The organism is Embleya sp. NPDC050154, assembly GCF_044460165.1.
GTDB lineage: Bacteria > Actinomycetota > Actinomycetes > Streptomycetales > Streptomycetaceae > Embleya.
The window spans coordinates 501,007-523,153 of record NZ_JBITJP010000005.1 but is presented as its reverse complement, the minus strand read 5'-3'; the positions used below and the strand labels follow the sequence as shown (position 1 = coordinate 523,153).

At 71.1% G+C, this 22,147-nt stretch carries 24 protein-coding genes; 5 read left to right on the top strand and 19 right to left on the bottom strand.

All coding sequences use genetic code 11. From position 1 onward, the window contains the following. Window positions 1-38: 38 nt before the first annotated feature. The 6 genes from ACIBSV_RS14330 to ACIBSV_RS14305 all read right to left on the bottom strand — a co-directional run bounded on the left by ACIBSV_RS14330 (window position 39) and on the right by ACIBSV_RS14305 (window position 2,719). Window positions 39-671 carry a hypothetical protein gene (locus ACIBSV_RS14330; protein WP_395862655.1) on the bottom strand — a complete coding sequence of 211 codons (633 nt, stop codon included), beginning with the start codon at window positions 669-671 and terminating at the stop codon, window positions 39-41. Between the two features lie 7 nt (window positions 672-678). Continuing rightward, window positions 679-1,305 (bottom strand): DUF6286 domain-containing protein, encoded by a 627-nt coding sequence (locus ACIBSV_RS14325; protein ID WP_395862653.1) that lies wholly within the window; start codon window positions 1,303-1,305, stop codon window positions 679-681. Next, window positions 1,302-1,658, bottom strand: coding sequence for an Asp23/Gls24 family envelope stress response protein (locus ACIBSV_RS14320; protein WP_395862651.1), 357 nt, complete (start codon window positions 1,656-1,658; stop codon window positions 1,302-1,304). Before ACIBSV_RS14320 ends, ACIBSV_RS14325 begins: the two co-directional genes overlap by 4 nt. Continuing rightward, complete coding sequence (locus ACIBSV_RS14315; protein ID WP_078977717.1) at window positions 1,658-1,840, bottom strand: hypothetical protein; 183 nt, start codon at window positions 1,838-1,840, stop codon at window positions 1,658-1,660. The genes ACIBSV_RS14320 and ACIBSV_RS14315 overlap by 1 nt, the downstream gene beginning before the upstream one ends. A gap of 112 nt (window positions 1,841-1,952) precedes the next feature. Then, window positions 1,953-2,231 (bottom strand): hypothetical protein, encoded by a 279-nt coding sequence (locus ACIBSV_RS14310; protein WP_395862649.1) that lies wholly within the window; start codon window positions 2,229-2,231, stop codon window positions 1,953-1,955. Continuing rightward, window positions 2,228-2,719 (bottom strand): Asp23/Gls24 family envelope stress response protein, encoded by a 492-nt coding sequence (locus ACIBSV_RS14305; RefSeq protein ID WP_395862647.1) that lies wholly within the window; start codon window positions 2,717-2,719, stop codon window positions 2,228-2,230. The genes ACIBSV_RS14310 and ACIBSV_RS14305 overlap by 4 nt, the downstream gene beginning before the upstream one ends. A 279-nt stretch (window positions 2,720-2,998) precedes the next feature. Here ACIBSV_RS14305 and ACIBSV_RS14300 point away from each other — a divergent pair, with 279 nt between their 5' ends. Genes ACIBSV_RS14300 through ACIBSV_RS14290 form a run of 3 tightly spaced genes read left to right on the top strand, consistent with a single transcriptional unit; the run spans window position 2,999 to window position 4,583 of the window. Then, on the top strand, window positions 2,999-3,553 hold the full coding sequence (locus ACIBSV_RS14300) for a sigma-70 family RNA polymerase sigma factor (RefSeq protein ID WP_360305297.1): 555 nt from the start codon (window positions 2,999-3,001) through the stop codon (window positions 3,551-3,553). Beyond that, entirely contained in the window at window positions 3,544-4,242 is a 699-nt protein-coding gene (locus tag ACIBSV_RS14295) for an Asp23/Gls24 family envelope stress response protein (protein WP_395862645.1), read from the top strand. Before ACIBSV_RS14300 ends, ACIBSV_RS14295 begins: the two co-directional genes overlap by 10 nt. Beyond that, window positions 4,239-4,583 (top strand): Asp23/Gls24 family envelope stress response protein, encoded by a 345-nt coding sequence (locus ACIBSV_RS14290; RefSeq protein ID WP_395862643.1) that lies wholly within the window; start codon window positions 4,239-4,241, stop codon window positions 4,581-4,583. Before ACIBSV_RS14295 ends, ACIBSV_RS14290 begins: the two co-directional genes overlap by 4 nt. A 91-nt stretch (window positions 4,584-4,674) precedes the next feature. Here ACIBSV_RS14290 and ACIBSV_RS14285 read toward each other — a convergent pair whose 3' ends face one another. The 5 genes from ACIBSV_RS14285 to ACIBSV_RS14265 all read right to left on the bottom strand — a co-directional run bounded on the left by ACIBSV_RS14285 (window position 4,675) and on the right by ACIBSV_RS14265 (window position 11,240). Further along, complete coding sequence (locus ACIBSV_RS14285; protein WP_395862642.1) at window positions 4,675-5,904, bottom strand: FAD-dependent monooxygenase; 1,230 nt, start codon at window positions 5,902-5,904, stop codon at window positions 4,675-4,677. Window positions 5,905-5,971: 67 nt separating this feature from the next. Continuing rightward, entirely contained in the window at window positions 5,972-7,861 is a 1,890-nt protein-coding gene (locus ACIBSV_RS14280; protein ID WP_395862640.1) for an ABC transporter ATP-binding protein, read from the bottom strand. Window positions 7,862-8,024: 163 nt separating this feature from the next. Beyond that, window positions 8,025-8,774, bottom strand: coding sequence for an enoyl-CoA hydratase/isomerase family protein (locus tag ACIBSV_RS14275; RefSeq protein WP_395862804.1), 750 nt, complete (start codon window positions 8,772-8,774; stop codon window positions 8,025-8,027). Between the two features lie 226 nt (window positions 8,775-9,000). Further along, on the bottom strand, window positions 9,001-9,234 hold the full coding sequence (locus ACIBSV_RS14270) for a helix-turn-helix domain-containing protein (protein ID WP_020553538.1): 234 nt from the start codon (window positions 9,232-9,234) through the stop codon (window positions 9,001-9,003). Between the two features lie 407 nt (window positions 9,235-9,641). Next, window positions 9,642-11,240, bottom strand: a complete 1,599-nt coding sequence (locus ACIBSV_RS14265) for an ABC-F family ATP-binding cassette domain-containing protein (protein ID WP_395862638.1) — start codon at window positions 11,238-11,240, stop codon at window positions 9,642-9,644. Between the two features lie 261 nt (window positions 11,241-11,501). Here ACIBSV_RS14265 and ACIBSV_RS14260 point away from each other — a divergent pair, with 261 nt between their 5' ends. After that, window positions 11,502-12,404 carry a neutral zinc metallopeptidase gene (locus ACIBSV_RS14260; RefSeq protein ID WP_395862636.1) on the top strand — a complete coding sequence of 301 codons (903 nt, stop codon included), beginning with the start codon at window positions 11,502-11,504 and terminating at the stop codon, window positions 12,402-12,404. Window positions 12,405-12,855: 451 nt separating this feature from the next. Here ACIBSV_RS14260 and ACIBSV_RS14255 read toward each other — a convergent pair whose 3' ends face one another. After that, window positions 12,856-13,395, bottom strand: coding sequence for a hypothetical protein (locus tag ACIBSV_RS14255; protein ID WP_395862634.1), 540 nt, complete (start codon window positions 13,393-13,395; stop codon window positions 12,856-12,858). A 191-nt stretch (window positions 13,396-13,586) separates the two neighbouring features. Further along, window positions 13,587-14,075 carry an ATP-binding protein gene (locus ACIBSV_RS14250; RefSeq protein WP_395862632.1) on the bottom strand — a complete coding sequence of 163 codons (489 nt, stop codon included), beginning with the start codon at window positions 14,073-14,075 and terminating at the stop codon, window positions 13,587-13,589. 384 nt (window positions 14,076-14,459) lie between these two features. Between ACIBSV_RS14250 and ACIBSV_RS14245 the strand changes: the two genes are divergently transcribed. Further along, on the top strand, window positions 14,460-17,345 hold the full coding sequence (locus ACIBSV_RS14245; RefSeq protein WP_395862630.1) for a hypothetical protein: 2,886 nt from the start codon (window positions 14,460-14,462) through the stop codon (window positions 17,343-17,345). Between the two features lie 398 nt (window positions 17,346-17,743). Here ACIBSV_RS14245 and ACIBSV_RS14240 read toward each other — a convergent pair whose 3' ends face one another. From ACIBSV_RS14240 to sufD, 6 genes are read right to left on the bottom strand one after another with little or no spacing between them, the layout of a single operon-like run. Continuing rightward, entirely contained in the window at window positions 17,744-18,076 is a 333-nt protein-coding gene (locus tag ACIBSV_RS14240) for a metal-sulfur cluster assembly factor (protein WP_355541487.1), read from the bottom strand. Beyond that, window positions 18,073-18,534, bottom strand: coding sequence for a Fe-S cluster assembly sulfur transfer protein SufU (sufU, locus tag ACIBSV_RS14235; protein WP_395862628.1), 462 nt, complete (start codon window positions 18,532-18,534; stop codon window positions 18,073-18,075). Before sufU ends, ACIBSV_RS14240 begins: the two co-directional genes overlap by 4 nt. 36 nt (window positions 18,535-18,570) lie before the next feature. Beyond that, window positions 18,571-19,830, bottom strand: coding sequence for a cysteine desulfurase (locus tag ACIBSV_RS14230; RefSeq protein WP_395862626.1), 1,260 nt, complete (start codon window positions 19,828-19,830; stop codon window positions 18,571-18,573). Next, window positions 19,827-20,591, bottom strand: coding sequence for a Fe-S cluster assembly ATPase SufC (gene sufC / locus ACIBSV_RS14225; protein ID WP_395862625.1), 765 nt, complete (start codon window positions 20,589-20,591; stop codon window positions 19,827-19,829). Before sufC ends, ACIBSV_RS14230 begins: the two co-directional genes overlap by 4 nt. Before the next feature lie 7 nt (window positions 20,592-20,598). Next, entirely contained in the window at window positions 20,599-20,916 is a 318-nt protein-coding gene (locus ACIBSV_RS14220; RefSeq protein WP_395862622.1) for a non-heme iron oxygenase ferredoxin subunit, read from the bottom strand. Continuing rightward, window positions 20,913-22,145, bottom strand: coding sequence for a Fe-S cluster assembly protein SufD (sufD, locus tag ACIBSV_RS14215; RefSeq protein ID WP_395862621.1), 1,233 nt, complete (start codon window positions 22,143-22,145; stop codon window positions 20,913-20,915). The genes ACIBSV_RS14220 and sufD overlap by 4 nt, the downstream gene beginning before the upstream one ends. Window positions 22,146-22,147 lie beyond the last annotated feature (2 nt).

Here is a 22,147-nt window from a genome sequence, read left to right as displayed (position 1 = left end):
ACACGTCCCGGGCCCCACCGCCGTCCATCCCGCGCCGCTCAGTCCAGGTGTCGCTTGGGCAATCCCCGGCTGGTCCGCAGGGTCATCATCGTGGGCAGCGTGTCCAGGCCCACCGCCTCGCGCGCGTTGGGCAACACCCGATCGCGCACCGCGCTCAGCAACGCGCGCGGCTCGGCGCCGGGTTCGGCCCGGACCATGACCCGCAGCGTCGGACCGTGCCGGCGGCGGATCAGATGCGCCGAGACGTGCTCGACGCCGTCCACGTACGACAGGTCGTCCTCGATCGCGTCGGCGAGCGCGTGACCGGTCACCGTCAGCGTGTCCGCCTCGTCGCCGACCATGCCGAAGCCGGTGCCCAGACCGGACGGACCGTCGCCGGCCCCGTCCGTGGTGTCCTGCACCCGCAGCGAACGCACCGCCCGCCGGCCGAACTGCGCGAGCAGCCACCACAGCGCGAGCACCAGGATCAGCCCCGGCGCACCGAAGGCGACCCACCACCACCAGCCGTGGTCGGTGAGCCGCTCGGCCTGACTCGTGGTGACGAACGGCTTGTCCGCGGTGTGCAGCAGGTCGGGATACCAACCCCGCCCCCGGGCGGCGACGGCGAGCCCGCCGCCGATCAGGCCCAGACCGACGAGGAACAACAGGATCCGGTTGCAGACCGTACGCATGCTCGCCTCACCTCCCGCTCACGGGCTGAAGGCGCAGATCCACCCGTGGCACCCGGGCCAACGTGAGCGCGTTCGCGCGTTGCTCCAGTCGTTCCATCAACTCGTCGTGCAGGTCGTCCGGGTCGCGGAAGTGGTAGTCCACCCGCAGCACTGCCTTGCGCCGGCCCATCCGCACCCGCGCGTCCAGTACGCCCGAGGACGCCAGCGCGGTGTGCCGCAGGAACGAGGCGGCGGTGCGCCGGGTCATGTACACGGTCATCGCGTCGCCCGGCGAGCGCAGTCGCAGCAGGCTGCGTCGCCCGGGGGTGACCGCGAGCACGATCAGCCACAGGCCCAGCACCGCGGCGATCAGCCCGGCGGCGATGGTCGCGTTGTCGCGCCACACGTGCGTCTGGGCGCGCTCCAGGAGTTCGCGCGACCAGCGCGGGGCCCGGTCGATCCGGGCCGTGACGCCGATGTACAGCGCGGTGCCCGCGACGCCGCCGACGAGCAGCGCGACCAGCCCGGCCGGGAAGCCGCGCGTCGACCAGGCCCGGCGCACCTTCGCACCGTCGCCCCAGTCGTCGATCGCACCCGCCGACGTCTCGGCCGGCGAGGCACCGGAAGGCGCCTTTGGCGAAGCCTCCAGGCTCACTCGACTCTCCTCTTGCCGTGCCCCCCACGGGTCAACCGGCCGACCGTGACGTCCACCCGCACCACCGGCATCCCGGTCAGGTACTCCACGTCGGCGCGCACCCGCCGGCGAATCGTCCGGGCGATCTCGACCACGGGCCCGGGGTAGGGCACGTCCACGTCGAGAGTCACCGTCGCGTGGTCGTGGTGCATGGTGGCGCCCGCGCGCGGCACGCGCAGCACGGTCTCCGGCGCGGCCTCGACGGTGGCCTCGCGTGCCGCGCGGGCGGCGATCTTCTCCACCACGCGCCCACCGATCTGCAGTACTCCGCGGTGCGCGGCCGGCGCCAGGCCCTCCGCCGGTACCGCGCGCATCAGCGCCGCCGGTTGCGCGAGCTGAACAGCTCGCCGAGGTCCAGGTCGCCGTCCAGGAAACGACCGACCAGGAAGCCGACCACCCCTAGCGCGGCGACCAGGAGAAAGGCCCCGAACCCGCCGAGCGCGGCGGCCAGGCCGAGGGCCATGCCGACCAACAGGCCGACCATGGGTGTAGTCATTGGCGAACGACTCCTCACTGAACCGACCATCGGTTGTTGTCGACCCTGTCGGGTCGGGTATCGAGAGACCGTGCGGATCCTTCGCGGATTCCACCGGTCCTCGCCCCGCCCGCTACTCGACGCGCGGGTTGTTGCGCCGTCGATGCCGCTCCGTCAACTGGCGCCAGAGCCGACCCGGCAGTCGGCCGCGGCGGTAGACCGTGGTCTCCGCCGCGGCCCCCGAACGAACCGGCGCCGATGGCCCGGCCGCGTCGATCAGCGCTCTGAACCGCTCCAGCCCGGCGACGAATTCCTCCGGGTCACCCCCACGATCGGGATGACTCGCACGGATGAATTCCCGGTATTCGCGCAGCAGTCGTCGCCGCGCGTCGTCGCCGGGCCCGACCGTCACTGAAGCTGGCGCTCCTTGGAGTCGTCTCCGTCGTACTCGATGTGGATGTCGTCCACCGCGATGTTGACCTCGACCACCTCGAGCGCGGTCATCCGCTCGACGGAGTCGATCACATTCTCTCGGACGGCCTGCGCCAATTCGGCGATGGGCACGCCGTAATCCACCACGATGTTGAGATCCACGGCACACTGCCGCTCGCCCACCTCGACGCTGACACCCTGCGCCACGTTGGGCTTGCCCCCCGGAATGCGCTGACGCACCGCGCCGAACGCCCGGGCCGCGCCCCCACCGAGCGCGTACACGCCGGGGATCTCGCGGGCGGCGATGCCCGCGATCTTGGCGACCACACCGTCCGCGATGGACGTGCGGCCCTTGTCCGTGGCCAGCTTGACGACCTCGGTCGAACGAGCCCCGCCCGCCGGCGAGCGCTCCTCGTCCTTCTCGAGCGCCTGCGTGCCGGTCTTGCCCTGGGTCGTTGTGTCCGCCATCGGCGCACTTCCTTCCTCGACTGCCCGAACCATGCGACCGGAACCCCACTCGGTCCCGCCTGACATCGGTGCCCCTTGCCGGGTCCACCACACCTGTACGACACACACACCGGGCGAACGTCACGCGTCGATCGGCGAATGTTTCGCCGAATCCGACGTTATCGGGCCGGACGGTTCCCGGCGTGGACCCACGCCCGCGCCTCGCCGTGGGGGTGGCGGTTCTCGTGTTGCGACCCCGGGCGCAGTACGGTCGCCGGGTTGGGACGAGGAGGGAAGCCGATGGCCGACGAGGCCGAGCTCGACGAGGGCACCCTGGTGGTGCGGGCTCAAGAGGGCGACGCCGAGGCATTCGAGGTACTGATGCGTCGGCACGGTCGATCCCTGTACACGCTCGCGCTGCGCATCCTGGGACGGCCCACGGACGCGGAGGACGCGGTTCAGGAGGCGTTCATCAGCGCGTGGCGCCGACTGCCCGGGTTCCGCGCCGAGTCGTCGTTCCTGACCTGGATGTATCGCATCGTCACCAACCGCGCGTTGAACATCGCCCGGACCAGACGGCCCACCGTCGGCCTGGACCAGGTACCCGATCGGGCGATAGAGCAGATGGCGGACAATCCGGAGCGGCGGGCGGAGGGGTCGGCGGCGCTCAAGGCGCTTCAGGAGGCGATGACCACGCTCACCGAGGAGCAGCGGGCCTGCTGGGTTCTGCGCGAGTTGCACGGGCAGAGCTACGACGAGATCGCGGCGGCCGTGGGGATCGGGGCGAACGCGGTCCGGGGCAGGATCTTCCGAGCACGACAGACCCTGGCGGAGGCGATGCGGCCGTGGACGTGACGAACGAGGCGGGCGACGCGCCCGACGCGCTGCGGCTGCCGTCCGCGGCGGAACTGCTCGCGACGACCCGGCACGCCCCGGTGGGGGCGACCACCTCGGCCGACCCCGACCCCGACCCGGATCGGGAGCTGCTGCCGTGCGGGCGCGAGCCCGAAGGGGTGCTCGAACACGCCGCCGAGGGCGGGCTGGACGAGCACGAGCGCTCGTGTCCGGAATGCCAGGCGGTGCTGCGCGACCACTCGGTGCTCGATCAGGTCACCCGCGAGTGGGCCGAGTTGCCGGTCCCGGTGCCGGACGACCTGGGCGCGCGGGTGATGCGCCTGGTCCGCGCCGAGTTGCACACCGGTCGGCTGCTGCCGCTGGGCGAGCCGGACGAGCAGTTGACGCTCACCGAGACCGCCGCGGCGCGTACGCTGCGCGCGGCGGTGGACGCCGAGCCCGGCGTACAGGCCCGCAGTTGCCGGATCCGGCCGTACGAGAACCGGGCGGGCGCGGCGGTGCCGGGTCCGGTCACCGTGCGGCTGTCGGTCGGCGTGCCGTACGGCGAGCCGATCCACGCGCTGGCCGAACGACTGCGCGAACGGGTGCGCCGGGCCGCGAGCGAACGACTGGGGTTGGAAGTGGCGAAGGTGGACGTGGACGTGGTCGGCCTGGAACCGGCTGCCGGGAATCGGGAGGCGAGCCGATGAGGCAGCCCGCGACGGGCACCTCGCGCGAGATGTCCGTCCTGGCCCGGACCACCGCGGGCGGCGCGGCGCTGACCGTGCCGGGCGTGGTGGACCTGCAACCGGGACTGCTCGACGCGGTCGCCCAGGTCTCCGGCGGCCTGATCCCGGGCCGGGTCCCGGGGGTGACCACGCGCGTGCTCGACGGAGTCCTGCACGTGGACGTGCAGTTCCGCGCGGCGGCGGACCGCCGGGTACTGGACGTGGCGCGCGAGGTGCGCGCGGCGGTCACCGAAGCGGTGCGGCAGCGGACCGGACACAAGCACGTGGTGGTACACATCCTGGTCACCGACGCGGGACCCTGAGCACGGTGGCCCCGAGCCCGGACGTCCCGAGCCACGTCGTCGTGAGCCGTCGTCCCGAGCACCGTGCGCGCCACGCGCGTCCGACGCGCGGTCAGACCCTCGCGAGGCTGTACGAGGGCCGCTCGTTCAGGGCCGCCGCGTCGTGCCCGGGCAGGTGGCCGTAGGCGCCGATGATGCCGCCGATCTCCTCGGTGGCGGTCAGCGGCCCGCTCGCGTCGGCGGCCCGCGGCACCCGGCCGTGGCCGATCAGTTGCAGCCACTTGTTCAGCGGCAGCCGGGCCCGCTCGTACATCTCCAGGGCCTCGGTCGGATCCTGGTACGAGGCCAGCGAGCGGGCCAGCACGCGCGCGTCGACGATCGACTCGGACGCGCCGCCGAGCACGTAGGGGTACATCGGGTGGGCCGCGTCGCCGAGCAGCGTGACCCGGCCGAACGACCACTGGTCCAGCGGCGGTCGGGTCACCAGCGGATAGCCGGAGGCCTCGGTCGGCGTCTTGACCATCGCGCCGACGTCGGCGCCGGCGATGCTCCAGCCGCGGAACACCCGGGTGAGCCGGCGCAGGTCCGCGGGTCCGTTCCACCCGGTGTCGCCGAGTTCGCCGGCCGACTGCCGATCGGGCAGTTCGGCGAGCCAGTTGGTGAGCGTGGTCCCGTCCCGCGGATCGATCGGCTTGATCGGGTGCGCCATGAAGCGCGCCTCGCCGTGCGCGGTCATGATCATCGTGTGCCCGTCGGCGAACGGCGCGCAGCGGGTGGTGCCGCGCATCAGGATGCGCGGCTGGGCCACCGGCGAGCCCTCGTCCGGCAACAGCGTCGCGCGCGTCGCCGAGTTGATCCCGTCCGCGCCGATCAGCACGTCGGCCCGCTCCCGCCAGGGCCGCCCTTCGCCGTCGACGAAGTAGCCGGTGACCCCGTCGTCGTCCTGGTCGAACCCGGTCAGCCGGGACCCGGTGCGCACCGCCGGGCGGCCGAGCCGCTGGTAGACCGCGCGCAGCAGGGCCACCTGCAATTCGCCGCGATGCACGGACAGATGCGGCCACAGGAAGCCGGCCCGCTGCCCGCGCGGTTCGAGCACCACGCGCTTGGCCGCCCGGTCGGGATAGGCCACACCGGACAGCGGCACGCCCAGGTTGGCGATCGGATGGTAGAGGTCGAGTTCGGCGAGTTCGCGCACCGCGTGGGGCAGGAGGCTGATACCGAGCCCGAGGGGCCGGATTCTCAGTGCCGCGTCGACCACCGTCACCTCGGTGATGCCCGCGTCGTACAGGCTCAGTGCCACAGCCAGTCCACCTATGCCGCCGCCGGCGACGAGAACACGCACGTAGAAGCCCCTCTTGCCAACCGTTTGGAATATCACCACACTACCCGCCGCCCCGGGCTGTGGTCGGTCAACTCGCGAGGGCCCGATCTTGTTCCTGGTCCCGGAACTGACGGTGGTACAGGTCCGCGTACAGTCCGTCCCGGGCGAGCAACTCGGCGTGTGTGCCGCGCTCCACGATGCCGCCGCCGTCCACCACCAGGATCAGGTCGGCGTCGCGCACGGTGGACAGCCGGTGGGCGATCACCAGCGCGGTACGACCCTCCAGGGCCGAGGCCAGCGCGTGCTGCACGGCCGCCTCGGACTCGGAGTCCAGGTGCGCGGTCGCCTCGTCGAGCACCACCACACGCGGTGACTTCAGCAACAGTCGGGCGATCGCGAGGCGTTGCTTCTCGCCGCCGGACAACCGGTGTCCGCGCTCGCCGACCACCGTGTCCAGTCGGTCCGGCAGCTCGGCCACCTGCTCGCCGATGTTCGCCGCGTGCAACGCGGCCCACAACTCGTCGTCGCTCGCGTCCGGCTTGGCGTAGAGCAGGTTGCCGCGGATCGTGTCGTGGAACATGTGCGAGTCCTGGGTGACCACGCCGACGGTGTCCCGCAACGACGCGAGCGTGACATCGCGCACATCGTGGCCGCCGATTCGCACCGAGCCCTCGGTGGCGTCGTAGAGCCGGCCGACCAGGGAGGTGATCGTGGTCTTGCCCGCGCCCGAGGGGCCCACCAGGGCCACCACCTGACCGGGCTCGGCCCGGAACGACACGTCGCGCAACACCGGCTCGGAGCGCCGCCGATCGAGCACCGCGACGCTCTCCAGCGAGGCCAGCGAGACCTCGTCCGCGCCGGGGTAGGCGAAGCCGACCGCGTCGAACTCGACCGTCGCCGCGTCCGCCGGCAGCGGCTCGGCGTCCGGCTTGTCGGCGATCATCGCGGGCAGGTCGAACACCTCGAAGACCCGCTCGAAGCTGACCAGCGCGGTCATCACGTCCACCCGCACGTTCGCCAGCGCGGTCAGCGGCCCGTACAGCCGGCCGAGCAGCACGGTGAGCGCGACCAGCGTGCCCACGGTCAGTTGCCCGTCCACCGCCAGGTGCCCGCCGATCAGGTACACCAGCGCGGTCGCCAGCGAGGCGACCAGGGTCAGCGCGGTGGCGAACACCCGGTTCACCAGGGCGATTCGGATGCCGATGTCGCGCACCCGGGCGGCCCGCCCGGAGAACAGCGCGTCCTCCTCCTCGGGCCGGCCGAAGATCTTGGCCAGCATCGCGCCGGACACGTTGAACCGCTCGGTCATCACGGTCGACATCTCCGCGTCGAGCTGCATCTGCTCGCGCGTCATGGCCTGCAACCGACGACCGATCCATTTGGCCGGCAGCAGGAACAGCGGCAGCAGGACCAGCGAGATCAGGGTGATCTGCCAGGCCAGGTAGAACATCGTGCCGGCCACCAGGACCAGGCTGACCAGGTTGGACACCACACCGGCCAGGGTCGAGGTGAACGCGCGCTGCGCGGAGAGCACATCGTTGTTCAGGCGCGAGATCAGCGCGCCGGTCTGGGTCCGGGTGAAGAACGCGATCGGCTGTCGCTGCACGTGCGCGAACACCTGGCTGCGCAGTTCGTAGATCGAGCCCTCGCCGATCCGCGCCGAGTACCACCGTTCGGCCAGGCCGAACCCGGCGGCGAGCAGCGCGATGCCCGCCACCACCATCGCGAGCACGGTCACCAGGTGACCGTTGCCTTCGAGCACCCCGTCGTCGACGATCCGCTGCGCGAGCAGCGGCGGCACGACGGTCAGCACCGCGCCGATCACGACCAGGATCAGATACACGGTGATCTGCCGTGCGAAGGGTCTCGCGAACTCGCCCACCCGCCGCACCGTGCCGGGCGCGAGCTTGCGCTCGACCACCGACGCGTCGCGGGTGTAGGAGCGCAGGTTCATTCCCATCGGGCCGCCGCCACTCATCACGCCTCGCTCCCGTACATATCGAATGATGAAATGAAATCCTGAGTCAACCTCAGCACTTCGTGTACGGGAACACCGACGTGGGCCCGCTTACTCCCGGGAGTCCCGGGCCCGACACGGCTTCGCCGGCCGTCGGCGGCGGCCGGATGTGACGTGGGTCTCACTACTCGCCGATGCCCGCGAGGTCACGCAGGCGGCGGGCCTGGGCGGCGCGTTCGGCGGCGCGCTGTTCGTCGTAGGTACGCCCCGCGGCGCCCGCGAGCAGGGCCTTCGTCTCGATCACCGCATCGCGCGGCGCGGCCAGGAGCGCGGCCAACAGGTCGCGCGCGGCGCCGTCGAGTTCCTCGCGCGGCACCGCGAGCGTGGCCATCCCCATCGACACGGCCTCCTCGGCACTCACCCAGCGGCCCGTGACGCAGATCTCCAGGGCACGGGCATAGCCCACGAGGTCGGTCAACGGCTTGGTCCCGGCCAGGTCCGGGACCAGACCGAGCGCGGTCTCGCGCATCGAGAACCGCGCGTCGTCGGCGCACACCCGCAGATCGCACGCCAACGCCAGCTGGAACCCGGCGCCGACGGCGTGCCCCTGCACCGCGGCGACGGTGAGCAGGTCGGGGCGGCGCCACCACGTGAACGCCTCCTGGAACGAGGCGATGGTCGCGTCGAGTTCGTCGTCGCTCGCCCCGGCCAGCGAGACGAGATCCGACTCCCCCGAAATGCCCCCGCCGCCCGGGAACATCCGCCGATCCAGGCCCGCGGAGAAGGAGGCGCCCTCCGCGCGCAACAACACGGCTCGGACGTCACCGGGCAGGTCGCGGCCGACGGCGGCGAGCGCGCGCCAGAGCGCGGGAGTCTGCGCGTTGCGCCGATCGGGATTGGTGAGGGTCACCACCGCGAACGAACCTTCGATCACGACCGAAAGATCCTGCCGTGCGGCGACGTCGGCACCGCCGACCTCACCGCCGTTGCCGTCCGTACCGCCATTGCCATTCGTACTGTCGAGCTGATTCGCCACCACGTCCACGGTCCCTCCCGTGTTCGGGTCGCTTCCGTCGAACGACCACGCGCCCGACGTTACCGGTCGGTCACATGGTCGTTCGACGGACGGTACGGTGATGCGGATCCTCCGGAGCTCGACCTCAGGCCGAGGACGACGCGGCGGTCTTGGCCTTGCCCCGCGTTGCCCCACCCCTGCCTCGGAGGGTCACCCCGGATTCGCTGAGCATCCGGTGCACGAAGCCGTAGGAACGGCCCGTCTCCTCCGCGAGGGCGCGGATGCTGGCACCGGAGTCGTACTTCTTCTTGAGGTCAGCCGCGAGCTGCTCGCGCGCGGCACCGGTCACCCGGCTGCCCTTCTTCAGAGTCTCGGCCACACGTGCCTCCTCATAGGAAGTGCGCTCTGGAATCCCATGATCACCCCTGGGGCATGGCATGGCCAGTGATTCCACCAGGCCCGATGGCTTGATCATCGCGGCGCGTGGCCCGTTGCACACAAAGATCACCCGAGCGGAATCACGCCTTCCCGTGCCGAATGCTTGACCGAATCCTGTGTCCGCCGACAAAGGCCCTGGTCACCCATGAGATTCGCGACCTTGCTCTGCGTCGCCGTCGAGCCTGGTGACCGGCATCACGTGCGGACCGGAAGGATGGCTTCCCCTTGTGAGGGTTTCGTGGTGAAAACCGGTCGGGGGACGAAAGCGAACACCCCGTCGGGTTGCCGAGGACGGCAACCCGACGGGGTGTCGGTGGTTCGGGCTTCCCGGGCGCGCACGCCCGACGATCAGGCGAGCGCGACCAGGTCGGCGTAGTCCTCGTTCCACAGGTCCTCGACGCCGTCCGGCAGCAGGATGATCCGCTCCGGCTGGAGCGCCTCGACCGCGCCCTCGTCGTGCGTGACGAGCACGACCGCGCCCTCGTAGGTGCGCAGCGCGTCCAGCACCTCGGCGCGGCTGGCCGGGTCGAGGTTGTTGGTCGGCTCGTCCAGCAGCAGCACGTTCGCCTTGGAGACCACCAGCGTCGCCAGCGCGAGCCGGGTCTTCTCACCGCCGGAGAGCACCCCGGCCGGCTTGTCCACGTCGTCGCCGGAGAACAGGAACGAACCGAGCACCTTGCGCACCTCGACCAGGTCGAGGTCGGGCGAGGACGAGCGCATGTTCTCCAGCACCGTGCGCTCCGGGTCGAGCGTCTCGTGCTCCTGCGCGTAGTAGCCGAGTTGCAGCCCGTGGCCGGGCTCGATCTTGCCGGTGTCCGGGTCCTCGACCCCGCCGAGCAGGCGCAGCAGCGTGGTCTTGCCCGCGCCGTTGAGGCCCAGGATCACCACGCGCGAGCCCTTGTCGATGGCCAGGTCGACGTCGGTGAAGATCTCCAGCGAGCCGTACGACTTGGACAGGCCGGTCGCCATCAGCGGAGTCTTCCCGCACGGGGCCGGCTTGGGGAAGCGCAGCTTGGCCACCTTGTCCGACTTGCGCTCGCTCTCCAGTCCGGACAGCAGCTTCTCGGCACGACGGGCCATGTTCTGCGCGGCCACCGTCTTGGTCGCCTTGGCCCGCATCTTGTCGGCCTGCGTGAAGAGTTGGTCGGCCTTCTTCTCCGCGTTGGCCCGCTCGCGCTTGCGGCGCCGCTCGTCGGTCTCGCGCTGGAGCTTGTAGGCGTTCCAGCCGACGTTGTAGATGTCGATGGTGGTGCGGTTGGCGTCCAGGTAGAACACCTTGTTGACGCACGCCTCCATCAGGCCGACATCGTGACTGATCACGATGAAGCCGCCCTTGTAGGTCTTGAGGAACTCGCGCAGCCACCCGATCGAGTCGGCGTCGAGGTGGTTGGTGGGCTCGTCCAGGAGCAGCGTGTCGGCGTCCGAGAAAAGGATCCGGGCCAACTCGACCCGGCGGCGCTGGCCGCCGGAGAGGGTGTGCAGTTCCTGACCCAGGATCCGATCCGGCAGACCCAGGCTGGCCGCGATGGTGGCCGCCTCGGCCTCGGCCGCGTAGCCGCCCTTGGTCAGGAACTCGGTCTCCAGGCGCGAATACCTGCGCATCGCCTTCGCGGCGGTCTCGCCGCTCGCGCTGGCCATCAGACCCTCGGCCTCGCGCATCCCGGAGAGCGCCACGTCCAGCCCGCGCGCGGACAGGATCCGGTCCCGGGCGAGCACGTCCAGGTCACCGGTGCGCGGGTCCTGCGGGAGGTAGCCGACCTCGCCGGTACGGGTGATGGTGCCGGACGCGGGCTGGGTCTCCCCGGCCAGCGTCTTGGTCAGCGTGGTCTTGCCGGCGCCGTTGCGGCCGACCAGCCCGATCCGGTCGCCGGCCGCGACCCGGAAGGAGGCCGGCTCCAGCAGGATGCGGGCGCCGGCGCGTAGTTCGACGTTGGTTGCGTTGATCATGAAGGACTGGACTCCCGGTCGGGGACTGACGAAGACGGACGGTCGCGCGGGGCTCGCGGGGAAGCCGCACCGCTCTAAGGCCGCTCGCGGGGATATCCAGAGAAACCGACCATGCCCACGAGTCTACGGGAGGGCTCGCACCGGATTCCCGGGCGTCCCGCGGCCACGAACGGGACGCCGGCGATAGAAACCCGGAAAAGGGATATCCGTCACCCGACATCTTCGTCTGGCCCTGTTCCCCAGCCCGCAGGCGGTGCCGTGATGCAGTTCAACGACGACGCGGATCTCGACACGTCACAGATCGAGGACCGTCGCGGCTCGGGCGGCGGCGGTCTGCGCCGGCCTGGCCTCGCGGTGGGCGGCGGGGCGGCGGGCCTGATCGCGGTGGTGCTCGGCCTGATCTTCGGCCTGAGCCCCGACCAGCTCGGGCTGAGCGACGACGGCGGAGGCAACTCGGTGCCGGCGGACAACCGGGCACTGCAGGACTCGTGCCGCAAGGGCACCGACGCCAACGCGCGCGACGACTGCCGAATCGTGGGCGTGGTCAACAGCGTGCAGGCGTATTGGACGGACGAGTACCGGCGCCGGGGCGCGACCTACAAGCCGGCGCCGACCCAATTCTTCACCGGCAGCACCTCGACCGCGTGCGGCGGGGCGACCTCGGCGGTGGGCCCCTTCTACTGTCCGGGCGACCGCAAGGTCTACATCGACCTGGGCTTCTTCGACGACCTGCGCACCAGGTTCGGCGCCAAGGGCGGCCCCTTCGCCGAGGCATATGTACTCGCCCACGAATACGGCCACCACATCCAGGACCTGACCGGCCAGATGGCCAAGGTCGGCAACGACCGCCAGGGCCCGCAAAGCGGCTCGGTCCGCCTCGAACTCCAAGCCGACTGCTACGCGGGCGTCTGGTCCCACCACGCCACCACCACCCCCCAGGCCGACGGCCAACCCCTGATCACCACCCTCACCGACCAGGACATCGCCGACGGCCTGGACGCCGCGGCCGCGGTCGGCGACGACCGCATCCAAGAACAATTCCAGGGCCGAGTAACCCCCGAATCCTGGACCCACGGCTCCGCAACCCAACGCCAACAATGGTTCCGCCAGGGCTACACCACCGGCGACCCCACCAAATGCGACACCTTCACCTCCCGCATCTGACCCACCCAACGCATAACGCCACCCCACCAGAACCAACGCCAACCGAGCACCACATCAGCCCGGCCGGCGCATGAGGCCACCCCAACAGAGCCAACGCCCAACGCCAACCGAGACCAAATCAGCCCGGCTGGCGCATGAGGCCACTCAGCCCGTGCGGCGCTTGAGCACACTCAGCCCGGCCGGCGCATGAGGCCACCCCAACAGAGCCAACGCCCAACGCCAACCGAGACCAAATCAGCCCGGCCGGCGCATGAGGCCACCCCAGCGGAGCCGACGCCCATCGCCGGCCGAACCAATTCAGCCCGTGCGGCGCTTGAGCACACTCAGCCCGGCCGGGCGCATGAGGCCACCCCAGCGGAGCCACCGCCCAACGCCACCCGGCGCGCGAGGCCCACCAGCCACCGACCGCCCGATCGCGCAAGAGGCCAACTCGCCCCCGCACGAACCGAGTTCAGCCGACCGCAACCCGCGCCCGATCCACGATGTCCTCCGCATCGGCAACAGCCGAAAGATGCCGCGCCAACCGAGACCGGACCTCGCGCCCCCCACCATCGGCAACAACCAGCGAGACCCACGCCGCCGAAGCCTCCAGCGCCGCCCGCGCGCTGGCCGCCGCAGCCGCGAGATACGGAAGCACGTCCTCGTCCCCGCCATCGCGGACCGTACCCGCCAGTCCGATCAAATCCGCCGCCAACGCCGCGATACGCAAAGGCACTTCGGCCTCGCCCACGGCAACGGAATCCACCCCGGCCGCATGGCCAACCCGCATCGCCCGCTCCCGCATCCGCCCCGCCTCGGCCCGCGCCGCCCGCATCGTCTCCTCGGCGTCGGTCGTGTGCAGCGCCAGCGCGGCCGCCCGCTCGATCAGCGCCGCGGCCTGCGCGGCCTGGAGCGCGGCGGCGGCCCCTCGTACCGCGACGTCGGGACTGGCCAGTCGGTCGAGGTGTTCCCCGATGGTCTGTTCGCGCAACGGATCCTCCTTGCACAGCATGGACAAACAGTCGAACCGTCCCTGCCAGAGTGCACGCCGAGATCCAATTACGCCATTTTTCCGCCGTGTTGGTTTAAACCCGCCCCAACTCCGATCACCAACCGCGCACACCCGCACACCGCACGCGCACGCGCAGCCACCGAGCCCCACGGACCAAACCCCACGCGCCCCACGCATTTCCGCGCCCGAGTTCACTCCACGGTCTTCACGTCACACCAGACAACCTTCCCGTCCGGCACGGGATAGCTCCCCCACTCCTCCGCCATCGCGTCCACAAGCAACAACCCGCGCCCGTGCTCGTCGAGCAGATCCACCGCGTCCCCGGGCTCGGGGAGCGCCGGGTCGTTGTCCACGACCGCGATCCGAATCGAGTTCTCCCGACGCAGAATCGCCACCGCGACCGTATGACCCCGCACCGAGTGCTTGACCGCGTTGGTCACCAGTTCCGACAGCAACAGCTCCAGAGTGTCCACGGGCGCGTCCGGAACCCGTTCACCCAGCACCCGCCGCAGCGCGTGACGCGCCCGAGGCACCGCCTCCACAGTGGCCGTCAGCCTCAGCGACAGGAGCAGTGGGCCGGCCGAAGACTCCCCGGATCGCGGCGATGATGCGATTTCGCCCACGTCTCCCCCTGTATCCCCTGTATCCCCTGGTGGCGCGGATGAGGCGGCCGGAGGCATCGGCAACCTTTGTCCAAACTAGCCGCCCTTGTCTCCACTGTTGGTGAGATCGACTTCTTTCCCCCTGGTGAAACGTGGCGCGGGCCGGCGGTGGACGTGCGACCGGCGCTCGATCGGCGCTCGCGGTCGATGCGAGCGCCGTCGGGCGCCCGGGGCGCGGTTCCCGGCCCGCGTCGCGGGGTAGCGATCTGCGACGACAACGCTCCGAGCAGCACGTCGAGGCCGACACGTGACCGGTATCGCAGGGCCCGAGAGGGCGCTCGGGGAACCAACAGATCCGCCGCTTCGTCCCGCAAGCAGATGGCAACGGCCCGGGACACCCGGTGCCGGCTCGCCACCCGGCCGCTAACGTCGGGGGTACCGACCGCGTCACGGAGGACCTGCATGCAGCCCCGGCTCCAGGCCACTCTGGCCGATTTCGTCCCAGCCCTGCGCTTCGTCGCGCCCGAACTCGTCGCCGACTACCTCGAACACGAGGACCTGCCCGCGGCGTGGTGGATGAGCGTGCCCGTGGTGCGGGCCGCGGACACCTTCGGTCGCGACGAGCTCCCGGGGCGGCTCGCCGATCTGGCCTACACCGAGCTTCGCCACCTGCGCCTGGGCGACCTGCTGCCGGGCGCGTGGCTGGCCCGCAACGGCTTCCGGCTGTCCCAGTGGCCGGACGGCGCCCGGACGAACGTGATGGTGCGTACCCCGGACTGGGCGGACCTGCTGACCACGACCGTGCGCGAGGTCGGCGACTGGACCCAGATCGGCACCTCGACGGTACGACCGCTGGTGGCCCGGCTGTTCGAAGAGGTGCTCGGACTGCTGCCCGCGGACGACGAATCGGTGGACGTGGACGCGGTGTTCGGCACACCGGAGACCGCCGCGAGCGCGCCGGCCGTCGCCTCGACACCCGAGCCGGATCCGAACCCGGCCGAGCCGGAGCCGCATCCCGAACCGGAACCCGAGCCGGAACCCGAGCCCGAGCCGAAGCCGGTTCCCGCCGCGTCCGTCGCGATCCCGGCAGCGCCGCCCGAAGGTGACTGGGACACCCCGGACGAGTGGGGCGACCTGGACGAGGACGAGCTGTACCCGGTCAAGATGCCCGAGCCGTTGACCGCCGAACTGGGCACGGTGGTGCGCTGGCTGGCCGCCCAGGCGCCGGATGTTCCGCTGATGGCCCAGCTCGCCCAGGTCACCCTGGAGACCGCCGCCGTGGTCGGCCTGGAGGACGCCACGGACGAGGTCCGGACGGCACTGACCGCGCTGCTCACCCAGGTCCCGTCCGGCCTGCGCGCGTCGCTCGCGATGCCACCCGCACCGGTCGCGCCCGAGTCGGACGAGGCGGAGTCCGCGTCGACCGCCGGCACCGCGGCGGGCCGGGACGCGTACGGCGAGGTCCCGCCGCCCACCCGGGCGGACGTGGCCCCGGCCGCCCCAACCGGACGCAAGCAGGCCGAACCGCGCCCCGAGCCCGTACCCGAGCCCGCGGCCGAGTCGACGTCCACCGGAAAGCGGCAGCCGCGGGTCCGGACCGAGGACACCTCCGAGGACGCGCCGCCGCGCGCCGTGTCCGCCGAACTCGCGACCGAGGGCGACCACCCGGGTCTGGACGCGTACGGCGAGACACCGCCGATGACCGTCGCGGACATCCCGATCCGCACGATCAAGGACCGCGGCCGGGCCGACGCGCCCGCCACCCGGTCGCCCCAACAGGCCCCCAAGCCGGCCAAGGACGAGGACGAGGACCCCGGGCAGGACGCGTTCGGCGAGGTCCCACCGCCCACCGCCGGCGAGTTGCCCGTCGTCGCCGAGTCGAACGTGCCGCGCACTCCCGAGGGACTGCGCATCCCGCCGCGCCCGAGCCACCCGCCGCGCACCGCGACCGCCGCGAGCCCGAGCACCCCGAATCCGACCACGGCGACGCCCGCCGCCGAGGCGGCCGCGACCGCCGCCGAGATGCCGTCCGTTCCCGCGCCGCCGGACCACTCGGTGGTGCCGCGGACGAACCGGGGTACGAAGGCCGCCGCCGACCCGGAGGCCACCGTCGAGATGGTGCCGGGCACACTGCCCGGGACCCAGGACGTCACGATGCTCGTCGACCGGCCGCTGCCCCGCGCCGGCGAACCCGGCGGCGGTGACCTCGTCGCGATCCTGACCTCGTGGTTCGCCGCTGTCGAACCGCAGCGCAAGGTGCTCGCCCGGGATCGGCTGTTCACCGACGCGCCGCGCGAACTCGAGTCACTGGCAGCCGAGTTCGGCACCTCGCCGGCCGAGGTCAAGATCATGGAGCGGGACCTGCGGCGCACCCTGGACGAGCGGATCGCCCGCTCCGACGGCGCGCCGGTCCGGGTCCACCTGAGCTTCGTCCGAGACCGGCTCGGCGTGCTCACCACGGTGTCCGAGCTGCGCGCGCTGCACCCCAAGCACACCGAGACCGTGCCGGGTCTGGAGATCCAGGTCTGGCAGGTGCTGCGCGGCCTGCTCGGGCTGCACATGTCGGTGGACGGCTGGCTGTCGAGCGCCCCGCTCGGCGAGCTGTCCGACCGCACCCAGAGCACCCTGGACGCGGCCTGCGCCCACGGCCCGGTTCCGCTCGAGGCGTTGGAGCGGGACCTCGCCGCGATGGGCATCCGCAAGCCGCTCCAGACCGCCTGGGTCGGCCGGCTGGACGGCTTCCAGGTGGAGAACGGCCACGTGCTCTCCCGCTCGGCGGACACCCTGGAACGGCCCGCCCGGAAGCAGCAGTCGGCGCCGATCGGCGACCCCTCCTGGACGGCGGGCTGCTTCCGCGAGGACACCGGCGCGTGGGCGTTCCGGGTGGACGTGTCCACCGCGATGCTCGAAGGCGAACCGGTGAAGCTGCCGCCGGCGTTCGCACAGTCCCTGGGGGTCACCCCCGGCGGCCAGGTCCGACTGCACCACGGACACGGCCCCGCCGCGCTGCGCTGGTCCGACACGCCCTACCTGGTGTCGATGCGGGCGATCCTGACCGGTCTGGCCGCGCACGAGGGCGACATGGTCTTCATCTCGTCCATCCACCAGGGCCGCCTGGAGGCACGCCTGGTCCGCGGCGACGCAACCGTACGCCTCCCCCGCTGGGCCCGCGCGCTACGCCACACCGGCGTCGACCCGGTCCCCGAGCAGGTCAACCTCCCCGAACTCCTCGGCGCCCGGATCGGCCTCGACCCCGGCATCGACCTCAAGGCAGTCCTGCACCGCCTCCAGCAACGAGGCGACACCGACGTCCTCGAACTCCTCGGCGTAAGCCAACCCCGCCCCTGACCCAACAAAAAAGCGCCGGGCGGACCGACCCGAAGTCGACCCACCCGGCACCCAACACCGCCCAAGCCCCAACCACCCCAACCGGCACCCGAGCCCACTCAGCCCAGCAGGCGCTTGAGGCCACCCCAACCAAACCAAACGCCAACGCCGGCCAAAAGCCAAAACAGCCGGGCCGGCGCTTGAGGCCACTCAGCCCGGCCGGCGCTTGAGGCCACCCCAACCAAACGCCAACGCCGGCCAAAAGCCAAAAACAGCCCGGCCGGCGTTTGAGGCCGCTCAGCCCGGCCGGCGCTTGAGGCCAACCAAGCCCGGCCGGCGCTTGAGGCCACCGAGGCCGCAGGCCAGGCAACCAAGCCCGGCCGGCGCTTGAGGCCAAAGGGCCCAGCCGGCCCGGAAGGCTACAGGTTGAACCCGAGCGCCCGCAGTTGCTCACGCCCGTCATCGGTGATCTTGTCCGGCCCCCACGGCGGCATCCAGACCCAGTTGATCCGCATGTCCGCGACGATCCCCTCGGTCGCGGTCCGCGTCTGGTCCTCGATCACGTCCGTCAACGGACACGCCGCGCTGGTGAGCGTCATGTCGATGGTCGCGATGTTCGCGTCGTCGACGTGCACCCCGTACACCAGGCCCAAGTCGACGACGTTGATCCCGAGCTCCGGGTCGACGACGTCGTACATCGCCTCGGTGACGTCCTCCGGCGTAGCCGCGGGACGCGCCTGCGTCTCGGTCATTTCTGCCCTTCCGTCGTCTGCAGCGTCTGCAGCGCCTGCGCGGTGGCGTCCTTGAAGGCCATCCACCCCAGCAGCGCACATTTCACCCGCGCCGGGTACTTGCTGACGCCGACGAACGCCACGGCGTCCTCCAGGACGTCCTCGTCCGGCTCACCCTGCCCCTTGGACTGCATGAGCGCGAGGAACTCGTCCCCGGCGTGCAACGCGTCCTCGATGGTGTGCCCGATCACCAGATCGGTCATCACGGACGCGCTGGCCTGGCTGATCGAACAGCCCTGACCCTCGTAGCTGACGTCGAGAACCTTCTCGCCGTCCAGCTTCACCCGCAGCGTGACCTCGTCCCCACAGGTCGGGTTGACGTGGTGGACCTGGGTGTCGAACGGGTCGCGCAGCCCCTTGTTATGGGGGTGCCGGTAGTGGTCCAGGATGATCTCCTGGTACATCCCGTCAAGCTTCATCTCTTCGCCTCCCGCCCCACTCAGCCGGAACCAGTGCTAACCGAAAAACTGTCGGACATGTTCCAGCCCGGCCACCAGCGCGTCGACCTCGGCCGGCGTGGAGTACAGGTAGAACGAGGCTCGCGTGGTCGCCGGCACTCCGTAGCGCAGGCACACCGGACGTGCGCAGTGGTGACCCACCCGCACCGCGATGCCCTGCTCGTCGAGCACCTGACCCACGTCGTGCGGGTGGATGTCGCCGAACGTGAAGGAGATCGCCGCACCGCGCGCGACATTGTCCGCCGGGCCGATGATCTTCAGGCCCTCGACGCCGTTCAGCGCGTCGATCGCGTAACCCGTGATCGCGTGCTCGTGCGCGGCGACGCGGTCCATGCCGATCGCCGACAGGTAGTCGATCGCCGCACCGAGCCCGACCGCTTCCGCGATCGGCGGGGTGCCGGCCTCGAACTTGTGCGGCGCGGGCGCGTACGTGGACGCGCTCATCGTCACGGTCTCGATCATCTCGCCGCCGCCCAGGAACGGCGGCAGCTCCTCCAGCAGACCGAGCCGGCCCCAGAGCACGCCGATGCCGGTCGGACCGCACATCTTGTGCCCGGTGAACGCGACGAAGTCGGCGCCCAGGGCCTGTACGTCCAGCACGGTGTGCGGCGCGGCCTGCGACGCGTCGACCACGACCAGCGCGCCGACGTCGTGCGCGCGGCGCACGATCGGCTCCAGGTCGTTGACCGTGCCGAGGATGTTCGAGGTGTGCACCACCGAGACGACCTTGGTCTCCTCGGTGATCACCTGCTCGATGTTCGACAGGTCCAGCCGGCCGTCGTCGGTGAGCCCGAACCACTTGAGCTGCGTACCGGTGCGCTGCGCGAGCAACTGCCACGGCACGATGTTCGAGTGGTGCTCCATCTCGGTGATCACCACGTCGGCGCCCACGCCGACCTTGAACGGTTCGTCCGCCCAGGTCAGCATGTTCGCCACGAGGTTGATCGCCTCGGAGGAGTTCTTGGTGAAGATCACCTCGTCCCGGCTGGGCGCGTTGATGAACTCCGCGACCTTGTCCCGGGCACCCTCGTACAGCGCGGTGGCCTCTTCGGCCAGCACGTGCACGCCGCGGTGCACGTTCGCGTTGCTGTTCGCGTAGTAGTGCGTCATGGCGTCGATCACCTGGCGCGGGGTCTGCGACGTGGCCGCGTTGTCCAGGTAGACAAGCGGTCGGTCGCCGTGCAGGAGCCGTTCGAGGATCGGGAAGTCCTTGCGGATCGCGTCCGTGTCGAGCAGCCCCGGCAGGTGCACTGTCATGCAGTCTCCCCCTTGCCGGTGTAGGCCTCGTAGCCTTCGTCCTCGAGCTTGTCCGCGAGTTCGGCGCCGCCGGATTCCACGATCCGGCCGCCCGCGAAGACGTGCACGTGGTCGGGCTTGATGTACTTCAGGATGCGGGTGTAGTGGGTGATCAGCAGGGTGCCGATCTCGCCGGTCGCCTGCACCCGGTTGACACCCTCGGACACCACGCGCAGCGCGTCGACGTCCAGGCCGGAGTCGGTCTCGTCGAGGATCGCGATCTTCGGCCGGAGCAGTTCGAGCTGAAGGATCTCGTGCCGCTTCTTCTCACCGCCGGAGAAGCCCTCGTTGACGTTGCGCTCGGCGAAGGCGGGGTCCATCTGGAGGCGCTCCATGGCCTCCTTGACCTCCTTGATCCACAGCCGCAGCTTGGGGGCCTCGCCACGGGTGGCGGTGGCGGCGGTGCGCAGGAAGTTGGACACCGAGACGCCGGCGACCTCGACGGGGTACTGCATGGCCAGGAACAGGCCGGCGCGGGCCCGCTCGTCGACGGTCATGGACAGCACGTCCTCGCCGTCGAGCAGCACAGTGCCGCCGGTGACCTTGTACTTCGGGTGGCCCGCGACCGAATACGCGAGGGTCGACTTGCCGGAGCCGTTCGGGCCCATGATGGCGTGGGTCTCGCCCTGCTTCACGGTCAGGTCGACGCCGCGCAGGATCTCGCGCGGACCGTTCTCGGCGTCCACACTGACGTGCAGGTCGCGGATCTCAAGCGTTGCCATAACGGACTCAGGACTCCTGGTTCACTTCGACGAAGACGGCGCCGCCGTCGATCTTCACGGGGTACACGGGGACCGGCAGGTTTGCCGGGGGGCCCGAGGGGCGGCCGGTGCGCAGATCGAAGCGCGAGCCGTGCAGCCAGCACTCGATCGCGCAGTCCTCGACCTCGCCCTCGGAGAGCGACACGTTGGCGTGCGAGCACACGTCGTTGATCGCGTACACGTCGCCCTCGGTGCGCACGAGGGTGACCGGGATGTCGTCGAGCACGACCCGCAGGGGCGTGTCCTCGTGCAGGTCGGTCTCGGCGCAGGCCTTGAGGTAGCTCATCGGGCGCCGCCTTCGAGGCGTGCCTCGATCTGCTTCATCAGGCGCTCCTGGAGGTCGGTGATGCCGACCCGGGCGATCACCTCGGCGAAGAAGCCGCGCACGACCAGGCGGCGGGCCTCGTCCGCCGGGATGCCGCGCGACTGCAGGTAGAAGAGCTGCTCGTCGTCGAAGCGCCCGGTCGCGCTGGCGTGCCCGGCGCCGGCGATCTCGCCGGTCTCGATCTCCAGGTTGGGCACCGAGTCGGCGCGGGCCCCGTCGGTGAGCACCAGGTTGCGGTTGAGCTCGTAGGTGTCGGTGCCCTCGGCCGCGGCTCGGATGAGCACGTCGCCGATCCACACCGTGTGCGCGTCCGCGCCTTGGAGCGCGCCCTTGTAGGTGACCAGGCTGCGGCACTGCGGCACGTCGTGGTCGATGAACAGGCGGTGCTCCAGGTGCTGGCCGGCGTCGGCGAAGTACACGCCGTACAGCTCGGCGTCGCCGCCCGGGGCGTCGTAGACCACGCGCGGGAAGAGCCGGACCAGGTCGCCGCCGAGGGTGACCACGACGGAGGCGAAGGACGCGTCCCGACCCACCCGGGTCAGGTGCGAGCCCACGTGCACGGACTCGGCGTCCCAGTCCTGGATCGAGACGACCTTGAGCCGGGCGCCGTCGCCGACGATGAACTCGACGTTCTGCGCGTAGGTCGCCGAGCCGCTGTGGTCGAGCACCACGGTCGCCTCGGCGAACCGCTGGACCTCGATGGTGACGTGCCCGAACGCGGTGCCGCCGGTGCCGCGCAGGTCGACGACGACCGGCTCGGCGAGTTGCGTGTCCTTGCCGACCACGATCAGCGTGGCCTTCTCGAACGAGCTGTACGCCTGGGCCGCGACCCGGTCGACCGGGCGGCCGGCCCGGCCGATCCGCGCGTCGGTGCGGTCCACCGTCTCGACGGTGACGCCCTCGGGCGCGGTCACCGAGACGGTGACCTCGCCCCGGTCGCCCGCGGCGGCGGTGCCGTCGTGCAGACCGCGCAGTCGGGCCAGCGGGGTGAACCGCCAGTCCTCCTCGCGGCCGGTGGGCACCACGAAGTCGGCCACGTCGTAGGACGCGACGGCGACCTGGCGGGCGTCCGCGGGCTGGGCGACCGAGCGGCCGGTGCCGGGGCCGGCGAGCACGTTCGCGGCCCCGGCCTCGCGCACGGCGATCGATCCGGCGGTCGTGCTACCGGGAGTGTTGGTGTTCGCAGCCATGG

What these genes read in the sequence shown, in the direction of transcription:
- ACIBSV_RS14265 (WP_395862638.1), bottom strand. Translation starts at nt 11,240, where the DNA reads ATGATCAACGCAACCAACGTCGAACTACGCGCCGGCGCCCGCATCCTG.
- sufC (WP_395862625.1), bottom strand. Translation starts at nt 20,591, where the DNA reads ATGGCAACGCTTGAGATCCGCGACCTGCACGTCAGTGTGGACGCCGAG.
- ACIBSV_RS14330 (WP_395862655.1), bottom strand. Translation starts at nt 671, where the DNA reads ATGCGTACGGTCTGCAACCGGATCCTGTTGTTCCTCGTCGGTCTGGGC.
- sufD (WP_395862621.1), bottom strand. Translation starts at nt 22,145, where the DNA reads ATGGCTGCGAACACCAACACTCCCGGTAGCACGACCGCCGGATCGATC.
- ACIBSV_RS14230 (WP_395862626.1), bottom strand. Translation starts at nt 19,830, where the DNA reads ATGACAGTGCACCTGCCGGGGCTGCTCGACACGGACGCGATCCGCAAG.
- ACIBSV_RS14300 (WP_360305297.1), top strand. Translation starts at nt 2,999, where the DNA reads ATGGCCGACGAGGCCGAGCTCGACGAGGGCACCCTGGTGGTGCGGGCT.
- ACIBSV_RS14305 (WP_395862647.1), bottom strand. Translation starts at nt 2,719, where the DNA reads ATGGCGGACACAACGACCCAGGGCAAGACCGGCACGCAGGCGCTCGAG.
- ACIBSV_RS14240 (WP_355541487.1), bottom strand. Translation starts at nt 18,076, where the DNA reads ATGACCGAGACGCAGGCGCGTCCCGCGGCTACGCCGGAGGACGTCACC.
- ACIBSV_RS14320 (WP_395862651.1), bottom strand. Translation starts at nt 1,658, where the DNA reads ATGCGCGCGGTACCGGCGGAGGGCCTGGCGCCGGCCGCGCACCGCGGA.
- ACIBSV_RS14260 (WP_395862636.1), top strand. Translation starts at nt 11,502, where the DNA reads ATGCAGTTCAACGACGACGCGGATCTCGACACGTCACAGATCGAGGAC.
- ACIBSV_RS14220 (WP_395862622.1), bottom strand. Translation starts at nt 20,916, where the DNA reads ATGAGCTACCTCAAGGCCTGCGCCGAGACCGACCTGCACGAGGACACG.
- ACIBSV_RS14315 (WP_078977717.1), bottom strand. Translation starts at nt 1,840, where the DNA reads ATGACTACACCCATGGTCGGCCTGTTGGTCGGCATGGCCCTCGGCCTG.
- ACIBSV_RS14245 (WP_395862630.1), top strand. Translation starts at nt 14,460, where the DNA reads ATGCAGCCCCGGCTCCAGGCCACTCTGGCCGATTTCGTCCCAGCCCTG.
- ACIBSV_RS14290 (WP_395862643.1), top strand. Translation starts at nt 4,239, where the DNA reads ATGAGGCAGCCCGCGACGGGCACCTCGCGCGAGATGTCCGTCCTGGCC.
- sufU (WP_395862628.1), bottom strand. Translation starts at nt 18,534, where the DNA reads ATGAAGCTTGACGGGATGTACCAGGAGATCATCCTGGACCACTACCGG.
- ACIBSV_RS14280 (WP_395862640.1), bottom strand. Translation starts at nt 7,861, where the DNA reads ATGAGTGGCGGCGGCCCGATGGGAATGAACCTGCGCTCCTACACCCGC.
- ACIBSV_RS14255 (WP_395862634.1), bottom strand. Translation starts at nt 13,395, where the DNA reads ATGCTGTGCAAGGAGGATCCGTTGCGCGAACAGACCATCGGGGAACAC.
- ACIBSV_RS14250 (WP_395862632.1), bottom strand. Translation starts at nt 14,075, where the DNA reads ATGCCTCCGGCCGCCTCATCCGCGCCACCAGGGGATACAGGGGATACA.